Here is a 15,217-nt window from a genome sequence, read left to right on the forward strand (position 1 = left end):
GGGAGAGATATTGTCGCGGCTCAAAAACTTGCGGCGCGCAAACTGAAATCGATCGGCAACGTCAATTCCACCGTGCCGTTGACGTAGGCGTCCGCCGGCGGCGTAGGCAACGGCGAAGCGCGCTTGACCAGCGCCTGGATTTCGCGATCCAGCGACGGCAACCCGGCGCTGCTGACCAGCGTCACCGCCAACACATGGCCCTGCCTGTCCAAGGTGAAACGCACCTGCCCGACGCCCTGGCGCTTCAGCCGCAAGGCGTCTTTGGGATAACGCTTAAAGCGATTAAGGCGGCCGTTGATGCGGCTGCGCCAGCTATCTTCCCCCGCCTGTGCATAGGGCGTCAGGCGGGTTTGCGGCGCGGCCGCTTTATCCGCCCGGCCCGGCGGCGGCGCGCCGACGCTTTGCTCCTGAATTCTCGGCGGCGCGATCGTTTTCTCCTGCGGCGGCGTGCGCGGCAGGGGGATTTTCTTCACCGGCTTGGGCGATTTTTTCTGCTTCGGCGGTACGGCGATGTTCGGCCGTACGGCTTCAGGCACCTTCACCGCCGGCAAGGGTTCCGGCGGCGCCGGCGGTTCAACCTGAGGCGGCGGCGTCCTTTGCCCCGGCGGTTGTTTTACCTCGGCCGGAGCCTGCGGTGCGGCGGCCATCACCACCATGACCGCCGGCGGCGGCACCCACGCCGGCGCGGCCTTGTCTCGCCAGGGCCAGAGCAGCGCCGCGGCCAGCAGGTGCAGCGCCAGCACCAGTACCAGATAACGGCGCCAGGGCATGGCAGCGCCGGGCGCGGCGAAAGGCAGCGGCGAAACCGACATGCTCACTCTTCCGTCAAGGCCAGATGAAGGCGATCGGTCAGCGGTTTGAACAGGTAGTTCATCATCGAACGCTCGCCGGTGCGGATGAACCCTTCGACCGGCATCCCCGGGCGAATTTCCAACCCGTTCAAACGTTGCAATCCTTCTTCGCTGACCTTGGCGCGCACGCTGTAATAGGGCGCGCCGCTTTTCTCGTCGGTCAGGCGATCGGCCCCGACCAGCGTCACTTCACCCTCGACGCGCGGCGTGGTGCTTTGGTTAAACGCCGAGAACAACAGCTCGACCGGCAAGCCCACCTGCACCTTGTCGATCAGCTCGACCGGAATACGCGCCTCCACCTGCAGCCCCCGATCGCTGGGCACGATCTCCATCAGCTGCTGACCGGCGCCGATCACGCCGCCTTCGGTGAACACGCTCAGCCCCACCACGGTGCCCGCCACCGGCGCTTTCACCTGCGTATGACCCAGATCGGCCTCCGCCTTGGCCAGGCGGTTATCCAGCTCGTCCAACTTCATCCGCACCTCGGCCAATTGGCTGCTGACCTCTTTTTGATACTCTTCCCGCCGCTGGATCGCCCGCAGCTTCAGCTCCAGGATCTGGCGCCCCAGGCGGCCGATATTGCCGGTGTCTTCGGACGCCTGGCCGTCGATCTGCGCATACTGCCCTTCCAGATCCAGCAGCCGATTGCGCGCTACATACCCTTGCGCCGCCAGCTTGCGCATGCCGCTCAGCTGCTCCTGCAACATGGCCTTTTGCCGCTGCTTGCTGGCGTAAGACTGCCGGATCCCTTCCAGCATCGCCTGCGATCCGGCGATGCTCTCCGCGATCGCCGCCAGCTCGCTCTGCAACGCCGCGCGGCGGCTGGTGAAAAGCTGCTGTTGCAGCAGCATCAACGACATCACCTCCGGCTCCTCCCGCCGCGCCTGCAGCAATGCCGGGAAAGCGATCGCCTGCAGGCCGTCGCGCTCGGCCTGCAGCCGCGCCCGCTGTGCGGCGTTGCTCAACTGCTGGCTGCGCAGCGCATCGCGCTGGGTGCGGCTGTCGACGGTATCCATCAGCAGCAGCACCTGCCCGGCGCTGACCCGGTCGCCCTCATGCACCTGAATTTGCGACACCACGCCGCCGCTCGGGTGCTGTACCGCCTTGCGGTTGCCGGCCACCACCACGCTGCCGGAGACCGGCACGCCCTTATCCAGCGGCGCCAACAGCCCCCACAGCAGGAAACCGCCAAACCCCAACAGCACCAGCCAACCACCGAGCCGCAGGTGGCGCCCTTCGTCGAACTGCCGGGAAAGCGCGTCGATATCGCCGGGGATCACACTCTGATTGCTCATACTTTTCGTTCACCGCTGGCCGTTTTGGCAAAATTGGCGTAGTTGACGTTGAAACCGCCGCCGCTGCTGCGGCCGGCGTTGGCCGGTACGGCCGCGGGCGTAAAACCAGGCAGTTTTTTCAGAATGGCGTCGCTGGGGCCGAAGTGCTGCACCTGGCCGGCGGCCAGCACCAGCAATCTGTCGGTCGTCGCCAGGATCGCCGGTTTGTGGGTCACCAACACGATGGTGGTGCCGCGCTTTTTCAGCGCTTCGATCGCCCGCTGCAGCGCCTCTTCCCCTTCGCGATCGAGGTTGGCGTTCGGTTCGTCCAATACCACCAACGCCGGAGAGCCATACAGCGCGCGCGCCAGCGCCACCCGCTGACGCTGGCCGCCGGACAGGCCGCTGCCACCCTCGCCCAGCTCGGTTTCATACCCTTTGGGCAAATGCAGGATCAGTTGGTGCACGCCGGCCAGCGCGGCGGCGGCCACCACCTTCTCGGCGTCAACCTGGCCAAAGCGGGCGATATTTTCCGTCAGGGTGCCGGCGAACAGCTGGATATCCTGCGGCAAGTAGCCGATATGCGGCCCCAGTTGCTGTTTGTCCCACTGCCGAAGATCCGCACCGTCCAGCCGCACGTCGCCGCTGAGCGGCGTCAGCGCGCCGACCAGTTGGCGCATCAGCAGCGTTTTGCCGGAGCCGGACGCGCCAATGACGCCCAGCACCTCCCCGGCTTCCAGACGAAAACTGACGCCGTGCAACACCGGCGCGCTCCCGCCCGGCGCGCTGGCGGCCAGCTGATTTACGGTCAATGTGCCATTGGGCGCAGGCAGCGGCAGGCTCGCCGCCTGCGGCGGGTTGGCGGCCAGCATCACCTCCAGCCGCTGCAGGGACTGGCGCGCCGACGACCACTGCTTCCAGGCGCCGATCAGCTGATCGATCGGCCCCAGCACCCTGCCGATCAGGATCGATCCGGCGATCATCATGCCCGGCGTAATGTCGCCGTTGACCGCCAGCAGCGCGCCGCAGCCCAACATCAGCGACTGCAGCGCCAGCCGCACGGTTTTCGACCAGGCGGTGACGGCGGCGATTTTCTCGCTGGCGCGGTTCTGCAACAGCAGGAACTGCTGATGCTGCCGCAGCCAGCGCAGGCGCAAGTCGGTCAGCATCCCCATGGCGGCGATGGCCTCCGCATTGCGCAGGTTGCCGTTGGCCTGCTGCGTGGCGCTCAGCGCGACCCGGCCGGCCTCCGCGAGCGGCGCCTGCGACACCCGTTGGTTGAGCCAGGCCAGCAGCACCAGCACGATCACCCCGGCGCTGGCCAGCGCGCCAAGCCAGGGGTGGAGCAGAAAAACCACCAGCAGATAAACCGGGAACCAGGGCGCATCGAAAAAGGCGAACAGCGCATTGCCGGTGGCAAATTGGCGCAGGTTGGTCAGATCGTTCAGCGCCTGCCCCGCCAGCGGGTTGCCGGTTTTCAGATTGGTTTCGAAGGCGGCGTCGTAGACCCGCTGATTCAGGCGCATATCCATCTGGGCGCCGAGGCGGATCACCACCTGGCTGCGCACCCACTCCAGCAGCCCCATAAACAGGTAAAGGCCGACCACCATCAGGGTCAGCATTGCCAGCGTCATGCGGTTGCCCGACGGCAACACACGATCGTAGACCTGCAGCATGTACAGCGCCGGTGCCAGCATCAGCAGGTTGATCACCGCGGTAAACAGCGCGATGCCCCAAAATCCGCGCCGGTATGCGGCCAGCACGCTCATCACTTCTCCGCGCCTGACGGCGTTTTTCATGGCGTTTTCCATCGGCTAAAAACGAGAAAATGCCCGCCGGGGCGCGCGGCGCCGGCGGGCAAACGGCCGCGATCAGGCCGCCAACAGTTCCGGGCTGTCGGCGTGCTGCACGCCCACCGCCGTCGCCGCCGCCACCTGATCGAAGGTGGAGTTGACGCTCAGGCCGTAGTCGTCGAGGATGCCGTTCAGCGCGGTTTCCAGCGCGCCGGTATCGCCGGACATCAGGCCGTACACCACCTGGTGCACCACGCCATCGTGGCCCTGCGCCTGCAGGCTACTGAGGTTCAGGCCGCCGAAGCTGACGTCAGGCACCTGAATGCTGTACGGTGATGTATCACCACCGCTCAAACCGTCGCCGAACGACAGGGAATCCAGCTGGCCGTACAGGGTATGCGCCGGTTCATTGAACAGCGTGTAGGTCAGGTTGCCACCCGCCACGACCGACGTGACATGGTTGTCCGTACTGGTCACGGCGTATTGGCTACCGGACAACCGGCCGCCGTAGAAGCCACCGCTGTTTGAGCCTTCGACGACATTGCCGTTGGTATGGTTGATATCACCGAATGTCGAAGCCCATTGGCCCAGATAGTCATGAATGCTGTAACCGCCAAAGCTGCTGTCATAGTTAACTGAAAATGCCATTTCTCTATCTCCATTGATGAACGGCGCCCCTTGCGAGGCAGCCCTTGTGCTCAAGGATGAGCAACGCCCTTTTACTGCTTAAAAACGGTATTCCACCCCGCCCTGCACGGTGCGGCCGCGCCCCAGGGTATTGGCCAGCGTCTCCCCATAGCTGACGACGTAGGCGCGGTTGGTTAGGTTCTCCACCGAGCCGCGCAACGTCAGGCTGTCGGTCAGCTTGTAGCTGGCGTACAGATCGAACAGGGTGTACTTCGGCCAGTCGGCCAGGTACGGATAGTTGGATGGCACCGAGCTGTCCTGATAGCCCGGCGCAAAGCGCACGGTCACCCCGGCGTCCAGCTTGCGATCGAAGGCGCGGCCGCCCAGCGTCACCGAGCCGCGATCGCCCGGCAGGTAGGCGGCGGAGCCGAACTGCGTCCCCCCGTCACACGTGACGAAGTCATTGGAAGCGGCATCCGGCTCAACATAGAAGTTGCCGCGGCGCGATCCGTCGCCGTAGCGCAGACGCCCTCCCAACCAGGCCTTGTTCGAGCAGAACTCGTTTTTGCCGATCATGTGGGTATAGGTCAGGTCGGCGTAGAACACCCCGGCGTCATAGTTGAGCTGGTACTCCAGCCCGCGGAAGCGGGTTTTAGACAGGTTGTTGACGTAAGCGGCATTGCCGATGCTCGGCTGCACCAGCCCCGGTTTATTGCGGTCTATCGCCAGGTTGATGTAGTTATCCACTTTGGTGTCGAAGTAGGCCACCTTGGCCACCAACCGATCGCCCTCAAACCACAGATCCGGCTGCTGCACGTTGAACCCGACTTCCCAGGCGCGCGAGCGCTCGGGCTGCAGGAACGGGTTGGGGTATTGCGTGGAAGAACTGTGTGCGCTGCCGTTAGTCAGCGTTTCGGTGATCGCCGGCGGCCGCCAGGATTTGCCGTAGGTGGTATACAGCTCAAGCCACTCCACGCCGGGGCGCACCGCCACCGCCAGCGTCGGCGACAGCTTGCCCTGATCGCGATCCACGTCCCAATCTTCGCGGGTCGTGGTTGAACAGCCGGTCAGACGCAACGCTTTGCAAGGATTGTCAATCGTGTAGCGTTGCCCATCCTTGGCCAAATCCGGATAGCTCAGGCCGGTCTGGCCGCGCAGGCGATAGCGGTCGTAACGCAGCCCGCCCTCCAGCGTCAGCCAGCCGTCGTAGTCGTAGGTCAGGTTGGCGAACAGGCTGCCGACCGAACGGTTGCCGGCCGGCGTCACCCCTTCCATACCCTCACGGGAAGAGTCGCTGGTCGCTTTGTCGTAATAGAACTCCAGCCCGTAGTTGGCGCGGAAGTCATGCCCCGGCGCCAGGCTGAAGCGCGAGGTGTTTTGCGCCTGCGCGCCATAGGTGCGCAGGCGGGTGCGCGTCGCGTAGCCGTTGTCCAGCAGCGAGCTGGTGCTGTAGGTGTCGCTGTCGTCCTGAGTATCGACGTAATACAGCTTGGCCTGAAAATCGAGCCAGTCGACGCCTTCCGGTGCCAGGCTGTAGTCGAACGCCGCGTTGCGCGCCATCACGTCGCTGTAACCGGTGCGCTTCCAGCCCAGTTCATAAGGCGGCCGGGTGCCCAGGTTGGTCAAGGTGCCGGCGATCGGCGACGTGGTCTGGGTCTGCAGATAGCTCAGCTGCAGGCGCTGATTGGCGGGCAGGTTCCAGCCCACCTTGGCCAGCCGCGAGTGCATGCGGTAATTAGTGTCGGGGATTTTGTTGTTCTTGATGCTCTCGGCGTAGCGATCGTAATTGCCGGTGTCGTTATTGATGCGAATGTTGCCGATGTCGCCCTTGTTGCCGGGCCAATAGTCGCCGAGGTGGCGTTCGCTGGCGGCCAGCAGGATATCGCCGGTTTCGTTGCCCAATGCCAGTATGCCGCTGCCGATGAAGTGGGTGCCGTTATCGCCGGTGCTGGCGTGCAGCTTGCCGCCCAGCTCTTTGCCCGGCGCCAGGAAATCGCTCGCGCTGACGGTATTGAAGGTGGCGATGCCGCCGAGCGTGCCGGCGCTGCCCATACCGCCGGTGGTGCCCTTGTCGATGGTTACGCCGGACAGCAGTTCGGAATCGATGTACATGGTGCCGTTACGCTGGCCATGGCCGCTCTTTTGAAAATTCTGCCGCATGCCGTCGATGTTCATGTTCACCCGGCCGTAGTCTTGTATGCCGCGGATGTTGACCGACAGCGCCGGATCTTGCTGGCTGACGCTGGAATAGGCCCCCGTCGTCTGCTCCAGAATATCGGCCGCGTGTCGCGCCGGGCGATTGTCCATCTGTTCGCGGCTGATGACGCTGACCGAGCGCGGTTCGTCGTAAACCCAATCGTTAGCGTTGATGCCGCCGGCGCCCAGCACCGTCAGGCTGTCCAGCGCCAGCGCGCCGCCGTCGCCGTCGCCGTTCGCCGTCGGCAGCCGGCTCAATACGATCTGCCCCTGCGGCTGCAGGCGGAAAGCCACCGGATTGCCGCCGATCAAGCGCCGCAGGCCCTGTTCAACGCTCATGCTGCCGTTCAGCGCCGCCGCCTGCATGCCGTCGAGCTTCACCTCGTCAAAAAATACCTGCATGCCGGCCTGCTCGGCGAAGCGCAACATGGCGCTTTGCAGCGGCTGCGCCGCAACGTTGAAATGCTTTTGCTGTACAGCCTGCGCGCCGTTCGCCTCAGGTTGGGCAGCGAGCGCCACAGCCGGCTGAGTCAACATCATCGCCGCCAGCGCGGCGCGTACCGCCGTGGCCAATCGGCCGGCCGGCGTGGTTCCCTTGTGAATAAGCATGCGTGTGTGTTCCACCCGAAAGAATGTCAAACCAAGTGATAATGGAAATCAATCTCGTTTAAACATAAGGACGTTCCGGGAGGCAAAAACCCGTAAAGATTTTTTACAGAAAGTGAAAATAGCGGCGAAACGGGCATCCCGGCCCGCCTGCGCCGCTCAATAAAGCAGCGTGATGCCGGGGAGATTCAGCTGGCGGGCGGAGAGTTCCTGACGAATGGCGCCGACGCCGTCGTCGAGTTTATTGAGCGCGAACACGCCGCTCACCGTGCGCGCTCTTAGCGCGGGATTGACCGCCACGATGCGGGTCTCGCGATAGCGGTTGAGCTGCGCGAGCGCCTGCGTCAGCGGTTGACGGTCGATCACCAGCCAGCCGCGTCGCCAGGCGTCATCACCGGCCGTTTGCCGCGTCAGCTGCAGCTGCCCGTTGCGGTAATGCGCCGCCTGGCGTTGCGTGACCACCAACGAGCGCTCACCGCGTTCAAGCGTTACCCGCACGCTGTGCTGATGTACGCTGACGTCGACGCCCCGTTCGGTGCGCGCCACGCTGAACTCGGTGCCCAACGCCTGGGTGACACCGTTTTCCGCCTCCACCCTGAACGGGCGGCTTTCCGTCCCGCCCAACGGCGCGACGATAAAATAGGCGCCGCCGCTCAGCAGCCGTACCTTGCGTTCGCCTGCGGAATACGCCAGCGCGATCGCGCTGCCGCTGTCCAGCGCCACCCGGCTGCCGTCCGGCAACGCAACTTCGCGCACCTCGCCGCGAACGGTTTGATAATCCGCCTGCAGGCCAATCCATAGATCCGGCCCGCGATAAACGCCGAAGGAAACGGCGATCGCCACCGCCGCCGCCACCGCCCAGCGGGGCCACCTGCGATGGGATGACGTTTTCAGCGTCACCACCTGTGGTTGTAACGCCCGCCGCTGCTCTGGCGGCAATTGCCCCAGCGTCGTCCACAGCAGGCGAGCCTGACGCAGCGCCGCCGGATGCTGCGGATCGGCGGCCAGCCAGGCGTCCAACGCTCGCCGCCGATCGGCCGGCAGCGCCCCTTCGGCCAGGCTCACGGCCCAGGCGGCCGCCTGCTGTCGCGCCTGTGCGGTTAGCGGTTTCATAATGGCATAGACCTCTGTTTTTTCTGGTTATAGGTTAAGACGTCTGAGCGCGGATAAACCCGTAAAAAAATTGCCATTATTGTTCTTCCATCCGCGCCATCAGCCGCTCGAGCGCGCTGGCCAAGTGTTTTTCCACCGTGCTGAGCGACACGCCCAGCTGCGCCGCCACCTGCGCCTGGGTCAGGCCATCGAGCCGGTTAAGGCGGAAAATCTGCTGCGTGCGCGGCGGCATGTCCGCCAGCGCCTGTTGCAACAGCTGCAGCAATTGGCTATCGATCGCCAGTTGTTCAAGCGCCGGTTCACCGGAGGGATACTGCGCCAGAACGTCGTCTTCGACCGCTTCGGTCTGCCGCCGCTGCTGCTGGCGCAGATGGTCGAGCATCAGGTTTTTGGCGGTTTTGTACAGGTAGGCCTCGATATCGAGAATATTACCCTGCGGATACTGCTCGGTCAGGCGGGTAAAACTTTCCTGCGCCAAGTCCGCAGCCAGCTGAGGGTCGCGCAGTTTGGCGTTCAAATAGGCTTGCAGCGGCCGCATATGGCGCAGAAACAGCGCCTGCAACTCGGAATTGGACATCTCTTTTCCCAGAAGTGAAACACCCAATAGGGGCGATAAAAATCACATAAATGATTATCATTATCAATATTGTTCTGGGAAATATGTGCTAAGGCGGGGATAAACGGGAAACCGGCCTGGCGCCGGTTTCCGCTGGGCTGCAGGTCAGAGCTCTAACGCCTCGTCCTCATAGCGATGCTTGGCGTCAAGCGCTTCCTGCTCGGTTTCATGTTCACTGAGCAGCGTATTCGGCTCAATGTCGTCGGTGCGCACTTCAAAACGGCGCAGATGCAGGTTCGGGTCGCCCCGAAACACCTCTACGACGCGGGCGCTCCGTGGATAAGCAGGTTGATCATTTTCGCGCATGCCGTTCTCCCGTGTGATTCACACAGTAGCAAGTATAGCAGCCGCCCTCATTCCGACACGCGCGAGCCAAGATCGCGATCGCCGGGCGCGCCCGCCAGCAGCTCGGTCAGTTCATCGCAGGCGCAAATGCGGCCCTCACGCACGGTGAAGTGCGCCAGCACCCGCACGCGGCTGCAGGAGCCGTCGCGCTTTTCCACCTCGACCAGATGGTGGGTCAGCACCACCTCGCCCCGCTCCGCCGCCGCGATCACGCTCAGCGTCATGCGCCGGGTTTGCCGCTTCAGCAGCGCCATGTGTTGCTCAAACTGCTCGAAGTTCAGCACCTTGCCATCCACCTGCTGGCGGTAGTCTGCGCTGAAACGGGCGGCGAGCTGCGTTGGCCGGTGCTCCGGGCTGGCGACGACCTGCTGCAGCGTATCGAGCACCAGGTTCAGTGGGGTAAGTTGAGTCATCAGGTTTCTCCGAAATAGGGTGAACGGCGATCCTATCCCGACCAGGCGATGGCATAATAACCACATCAAGACTTTCAATAACGATAAACGGCCAATATGACGCAGATCCGCAGCCAACGCCTTCAGCATGAAAAAAAGCACCTGACGCCCTGGCACCGGCACGAAGGCGGCCAGATCTATCTCTTGACGCGCGGCATGCTGGCAATGGAACTCCCGGGCCGGCAATGGGCGATCACCGGCGGTACGCTGGGCTGGCTGCCGCCAGGATGCGCCCATCAGGCGCTGGCCTGCGGCGACGTGGCGGGCTGGAATCTGTATCTGCCGGTGGGAAGCGTGCCGGAGATGCCGCCGCAGCCGCAGCTGTTCACGGCCTCTGCGCTGTTGCAGGCCCTGGTGGAGCGCATCGCGCAGTTCCCCGCCGGCCCGCTGAGTGCGCCGCAACGGCGGCTGCTGCAGGTGCTGCTGGACGAAATGCACGCGGCAAGCCGCGCGCCGTTACAATTGCCGCTACCGCAGGACGCCCGGTTGCTGAACATCGCCCGGGCGCTGCTGAACGATCCCGCCAGCCCGCGCAGCCAGCGCGACTGGGCCATTTGGGCCGGGCTCAGCCCGCGCACCCTGAGCCGCCGCTTTCTGCAGGAAACCGGCATCAGCTTCGCGCTGTGGCGCCAGCAGGCGCGGGTATTGCGTTCACTGGAGGGATTATCACGCGGCAAAGCGGTCGGCGAGGTGGCCGACGCCTGTGGCTATGACAACGTCAGCGCCTATATCGCCGCCTTTCGTCGCCGCTTCGGCGTCACGCCCGGGGCGTACTTTGCGCCGGCTCGGCAAACGGAATAGGAAAACGGGCGCCCGGCGCCCGAAGAGAAGAAAGGGTTACTTCACCGTCTCACGCGGCAACACCGCGAGGATTTGTTCCACCACCCGCTGCGGATCGGCGGCGCCGTCTATCACGTAATGCGCGGCGTCCTGATACAGCGCTTCGCGCGCCGCCAGCACCTCGAGCATCTCCTCGGCGATCGGCCTGCCGGTGAGCGTCGGGCGCTGCGCATCTTCCGGGTACTCTTCCAACCGCTGCGCCAACACGCTGGCCGGCGCGCGCAGGTAGATAACGGTGCCATGCTGGCGCATAAACTGACGGTTCTCCTCCGCCAGGATCACCCCGCCGCCGGTGGCAACTATAGTTGACGGCTTGGTCACGGTTTGCAACGCGATGGTCTCGCGGCGGCGGAACCCCAGCCAGCCCTCGCGCTCGACCATTTCCGCCACGCTCATCTGCGCCGCCTGCTGCATAAACAGATCGGTATCGACGAACTGATAGCCCAACGCCAGCGCCAATGCGCTGCCTACCGTCGTCTTGCCGGCTCCGCGAGCGCCTATCATGAACAGGGTTTGTGTCATTACGGGTTGTCCCTTATGCGGTGACTTGAGTGCATTGCATACCAAAATACCGAGCGGGTGCGATGGCGTGGTGGCAGCATCATACCCTGCCCGCTCTGTATTTCAATATTTACGATAGTGTAAATTCCATGGCACAGCGACTGCCTGCGGCAAAGCCGTGCGCCAGATCCTCATCCAGGTGCCGCCGCAGAGCGGCCGTGAGCCGCGCGTCGTCAAGCGGCCGGAATCCCAGCCGCCGGTAGTAAGGCGCATTCCACGGCACCTCAATGAAGGTGGTGAGCGTCAGGCGGCCCGCGCCCTGCCGTTTGGCCTCTTCCGCCACCGCGCCGATCAGGCGACGGCCGACGCCCTGCCGCTGCCAGGTGCCGGCGACCGACAATTCGGCGATGTGCCAATCGTCCCCCTGAACCTGCACGGCGATAAAACCGGCGCACTCGCCGTTGTCGCTTTGCGCCAGCCATTCACGGTGCTCGGCGATAAATGCGGCGTGCTGCTGCGGGGCCATCACCTCGCCTTCGGCGATAAAGCGCCATTCCGGCTGCTGGCGAAACAGCTGCGCCGCCGAACGTTCAACCGCCATCAAGTGCACAATATCCCGCTGCTGCGCCAAACGAATCTGCAGGCTCATGGGTTCTCCTTAACGTTGGGGCGGTTATTTAAGCAAATTTCACCGCCCGTGGCTTAGAAATCGACACTGCCGCGCAGCACCACCTCACGCGGTTCCCCCACCGCCACGCGCAGGTTGCCGCCGCTGGACGGGTAGTAGGTTTTATCGAACAGGTTCTTCACGTTCAGCTGCCATTTCACCCGATAGCCGTTGATCGGCATAGTGTAAGCGGCGAACGCATCGGCAACGGCGTAATTATCCAAGTAGAAACTGTTGGCGGCGTCACCCGGACGGCGGCCCACGTAACGCGCGCCGGCGCCGATGCGCACCTCATCGCCGCTGTACAGGCCCGGGCTGCCCAGATTCTGGGTCAGGAACAACGAGGCGGTGTGGCGTGCCACGTTGGTCATCTCTTTCCCCTTGTTGTCCGGATCGTCCACCACCCGCGCGTCGGTATACGCATAGGAACCGATCAGGCTCAGCGAGTCGGTGAGATTGCCGGCCACGTCCAGCTCCACGCCCTGCGAACGCACGCGCCCGGCGGTGCGCGTCACGGTTTCGCCCTCCACCAGCTCACTGACCATCACGTTGCGCTTAGTGATGTCAAACAGCGCCAGCGTGCCGGTAACGCCGTTCGGCAGCGCCAGCTTGCCGCCGACTTCCCACGACTTGCCCTGCTCCGGCGGCAGCGAACCAATTTGGGTGGCGATGGAAGAGTTCGGCTTGAACGACTCGGTATAGCTGCTGTACAGCGACACATAAGGCGTCAGCTTGTAGACCACCCCGGCGCGCGGCACCAGCTTGCTGTCCGAGCTGTCGGTATTGGCCTGGAACGGCCGCCCCTTGCCGGCATAGACGTCGAAAGCGTCGTAACGCAGCCCGCCCATCACCAGCCATTTATCGGTCAGCTGGATGGAATCCTGCATAAACCAGCCGTAGCTGGTGAGGTTTTCCCGCTGGTCGCTGTCTTTGGCGCTGACCGCGGTTGACGGCGGCATCAGGCCGTATACCGGATGATATATATTGAAATCGCTGTTCTTTTTACCGCGGATCATGTCGCCGCGGTAGGTACGGTTATCTTCAAAATCGAAGCCGAACAGCATCTGGTGGTTGATGCTGCCCCAGTCCACGTCGCCATTGAGCGTCAACTGCACCGCGTTGGCGTGGCTGACGGCGTTGGCGGTCGCGTCGGCCTGGCGGCTCAACACGCCGCTCTCCGGGTTCAGCGCCGTGGCGCGCGCCTGGTTATCGCTGTAGCTGTTGCGGCTGTAGGCGTAGGTCAGTGAGCTTTTCCAGCGCTCGTTGAGCGTTTGATCGATCTGCAGGGTAACGCTGTCCTGATCGCCGCGGGTGGCGTTATAGGCTTCGTCGAAACGGCGATCGCGCGGCGTATTCACCGGTTTGCCGGTGCGCGAATCGATAATGGTGCCGCGATCGAACGGCACCAGATATTCCATATGTTCATAGGCCAAGCGCACGGTGGTGTTCTCGCCGTACCACATCAACGACGGCGCGATCACCGTCTGGCGGTTGCGGCCAAAGTTGCGCCAGTAATCGGTTTCATCGTGATCGACGATCATGCGATAGGCGAACCCCGACGTGCCGAGCGGCCCGGTAACGTCAAGCTGGCCGCCGCCGCCGTTGAAGCTGCTGCCCCAGCCTTCCACGTGGGTATGCTGCTGCAGCTGGGGCTTTTTGGTGATCATGTTGATCATCCCGCCCGGCTCGCCCATGCCGTACAGCATCGAGGCCGGCCCCTTGAGCACCTCCACCCGCTCGGTGGTCGGCGTGAAGTTGCGCGCCTGCACCGAGCGCACGCCGTCGCGCAGAATGGAGCCGTCGCGGTTGTCGCCGAAGCCGCGTTTCATGACCGCGTCCTGGGTGCCGCCCAGCGTGTTGGCCTGGGTAATGCCGCTGACGTTGTACAGCGCTTCGTCCAGGCTGCTGACCGCCTGATCGGTAATCACCTGCTGCGGCACCACGTCGATCGCCTGCGGCACGTTCAGCAGGCTGGTTTCGCTGCGGGTGCCGGTGACGCTGGTCAACGGCTGATAGCTCTGCACGCCGTCGGCGTCTTTGCGGCCAATCACCACCAGGCTTTCTTCTTTCGATGCGGCTTTTTCCGCCGCCCACGTCGGCGATGTTGCGCAGGCCGCCAAAGGCAACGCGCACCACCAGCCGCGCTTGTTGTTATTCATTATCTAACTGACTCCAATAGGTCCCTGAAAAAGGTAACGGCAAAAACTGCTGATACAGCTGTTGGAAGGTCTGCTGCGGGTTAATGTCGGCGAACAGATCCGGGTAAAACGCTTTGGCGAACATCTCGACCAGCACCACGTGGTACGGGCTGAGGTAAAAATTGTGCCAGACGCTCCAGGCGCGATGGTTTTTCACCGCCTGCAGGCTGGCCAGCATCGGCTGTTTGGCGATCAGCCGGCGGAAGCTGTCGGCGGCGTCCTGTTGGCTGACCTGCGGCCCGAGGCGCAGATCGGACAGCCGCTTGCCCTGCGGGCCGGCCATGCCGGTCGCGAGGTAAACGTCGGGATTGGCGCTCAGAATGGTTTCCGGGTTCAGTTCGCCATACACCCCTTTGACGCTGGCGTTGGCGATGTTGTCGCCGCCGGCGAAGGTCAGCAGATCGCCGAGATTGCCGTGCGCGGCGGTAGTGCAGCAGGTGTCGCGCCGCCCCAGATGCAGGTGCAGCATCACTTTGGGCTTCGGTCCCTGATAGCCCGCCAGCCGTTGCCGGATCACCGCCATATGCTGCTGATAAAACGCGATGAACTGCTCGGCGCGCTGCCGGCGATTGAGCACTTCGCCCAGCAGCCGCACGCTCGGCACGGTGTTGTTCAGCAAATCGATGCGCAGATCGACGTAGATCACCGCCACGCCGGCCTTGTTCAGCGCGGAAACCAGCAGATCGTTGTCGCCGTCTTCACGCGCGTAACGCGCCAGGATCACCAGATCCGGCTTCAGCTGCAGCAGGCTTTCGATGTTGACCTGGCGGAAATTATTGCCGCTGATAATGGGGATCGCGGCGATCTGCGGGAACTTCTGCGTATAGAGCTGCCAGCTTTGCGCGTCGAACCGCGCCAGATCCGCCGGCCAGCCGACGATGCGCTGCGCCGGGTTGCCCGGCTCCAGCAGCGCCAGCGTATACAGCATGCGGCTCTCCCCCACCACGATGCGCTGCGGGTTGTCCAGCACCACGACCTGGCGGCCAGTGATATCGGTCACCGTCTTCGCCTGAGCGGAAAACACGCCAAAGCACAGGGAAAGCAGCAGTAAAATGAGGGAATTGCGCATGATTGAACCGACACGGGGAATAGTGTGCGCATGATAATCACTCTCATTAGCACTTGCAATCCTGCGCCG

General features: G+C 63.6%; 14 protein-coding genes. 1 reads left to right on the forward strand and 13 read right to left on the reverse strand.

The window, feature by feature from the left end:
• Positions 1 to 20 precede the first annotated feature (20 nt).
• The 9 genes from ABTW55_RS07235 to ABTW55_RS07275 form a co-directional block, all read right to left on the reverse strand.
• On the reverse strand, positions 21 to 812 hold the full coding sequence (locus tag ABTW55_RS07235) for an energy transducer TonB (RefSeq protein WP_060420423.1): 792 nt from the start codon (positions 810 to 812) through the stop codon (positions 21 to 23).
• Between the two features lie 2 nt (positions 813 to 814).
• Positions 815 to 2,146: an HlyD family type I secretion periplasmic adaptor subunit gene (locus tag ABTW55_RS07240; protein ID WP_060420425.1), complete on the reverse strand. Its 1,332-nt coding sequence runs from the start codon at positions 2,144 to 2,146 to the stop codon at positions 815 to 817.
• The gene (locus ABTW55_RS07245) at positions 2,143 to 3,924 is read right to left on the reverse strand and encodes a type I secretion system permease/ATPase (protein WP_060420427.1); all 1,782 of its coding nucleotides are present in this window, start codon (positions 3,922 to 3,924) and stop codon (positions 2,143 to 2,145) included. Before ABTW55_RS07245 ends, ABTW55_RS07240 begins: the two co-directional genes overlap by 4 nt.
• 72 nt (positions 3,925 to 3,996) lie before the next feature.
• Positions 3,997 to 4,566, reverse strand: a complete 570-nt coding sequence (locus ABTW55_RS07250) for a heme acquisition protein HasA (protein WP_033647344.1) — start codon at positions 4,564 to 4,566, stop codon at positions 3,997 to 3,999.
• Positions 4,567 to 4,644: 78 nt separating this feature from the next.
• Positions 4,645 to 7,350: a TonB-dependent receptor gene (locus tag ABTW55_RS07255; RefSeq protein ID WP_060420429.1), complete on the reverse strand. Its 2,706-nt coding sequence runs from the start codon at positions 7,348 to 7,350 to the stop codon at positions 4,645 to 4,647.
• Between the two features lie 156 nt (positions 7,351 to 7,506).
• Positions 7,507 to 8,460, reverse strand: coding sequence for a FecR domain-containing protein (locus ABTW55_RS07260; protein ID WP_060420431.1), 954 nt, complete (start codon positions 8,458 to 8,460; stop codon positions 7,507 to 7,509).
• A 76-nt stretch (positions 8,461 to 8,536) separates the two neighbouring features.
• Positions 8,537 to 9,037: an RNA polymerase sigma factor gene (locus ABTW55_RS07265; RefSeq protein ID WP_033653296.1), complete on the reverse strand. Its 501-nt coding sequence runs from the start codon at positions 9,035 to 9,037 to the stop codon at positions 8,537 to 8,539.
• A gap of 144 nt (positions 9,038 to 9,181) precedes the next feature.
• A complete protein-coding gene (locus tag ABTW55_RS07270; protein ID WP_004940491.1) occupies positions 9,182 to 9,382 on the reverse strand; it encodes a YaiA family protein in 201 nt (66 codons plus the stop codon).
• Positions 9,383 to 9,429: 47 nt separating this feature from the next.
• Positions 9,430 to 9,834 (reverse strand): nuclear transport factor 2 family protein, encoded by a 405-nt coding sequence (locus tag ABTW55_RS07275; RefSeq protein WP_060420433.1) that lies wholly within the window; start codon positions 9,832 to 9,834, stop codon positions 9,430 to 9,432.
• Positions 9,835 to 9,930: 96 nt separating this feature from the next.
• On the opposite strand from ABTW55_RS07275, the gene ABTW55_RS07280 reads away from it, so the two are divergent.
• Positions 9,931 to 10,674, forward strand: coding sequence for an AraC family transcriptional regulator (locus ABTW55_RS07280; protein ID WP_060420435.1), 744 nt, complete (start codon positions 9,931 to 9,933; stop codon positions 10,672 to 10,674).
• A gap of 36 nt (positions 10,675 to 10,710) precedes the next feature.
• Here ABTW55_RS07280 and aroL read toward each other — a convergent pair whose 3' ends face one another.
• From aroL to ABTW55_RS07300, 4 genes are all read right to left on the reverse strand, one after another.
• Positions 10,711 to 11,235, reverse strand: a complete 525-nt coding sequence (gene aroL / locus ABTW55_RS07285) for a shikimate kinase AroL (RefSeq protein ID WP_060420437.1) — start codon at positions 11,233 to 11,235, stop codon at positions 10,711 to 10,713.
• 109 nt (positions 11,236 to 11,344) lie between these two features.
• On the reverse strand, positions 11,345 to 11,863 hold the full coding sequence (locus ABTW55_RS07290; RefSeq protein ID WP_039567014.1) for a GNAT family N-acetyltransferase: 519 nt from the start codon (positions 11,861 to 11,863) through the stop codon (positions 11,345 to 11,347).
• Positions 11,864 to 11,916: 53 nt separating this feature from the next.
• Positions 11,917 to 14,040 (reverse strand): TonB-dependent siderophore receptor, encoded by a 2,124-nt coding sequence (locus ABTW55_RS07295; RefSeq protein ID WP_049196419.1) that lies wholly within the window; start codon positions 14,038 to 14,040, stop codon positions 11,917 to 11,919.
• Positions 14,033 to 15,148: an ABC transporter substrate-binding protein gene (locus ABTW55_RS07300; RefSeq protein ID WP_060420439.1), complete on the reverse strand. Its 1,116-nt coding sequence runs from the start codon at positions 15,146 to 15,148 to the stop codon at positions 14,033 to 14,035. Before ABTW55_RS07300 ends, ABTW55_RS07295 begins: the two co-directional genes overlap by 8 nt.
• Between the last annotated feature and the right edge of the window lie 69 nt (positions 15,149 to 15,217).

Source organism: Serratia sp. SM04 (assembly GCF_040280225.1).
Lineage (GTDB): Bacteria > Pseudomonadota > Gammaproteobacteria > Enterobacterales > Enterobacteriaceae > Serratia > Serratia sarumanii.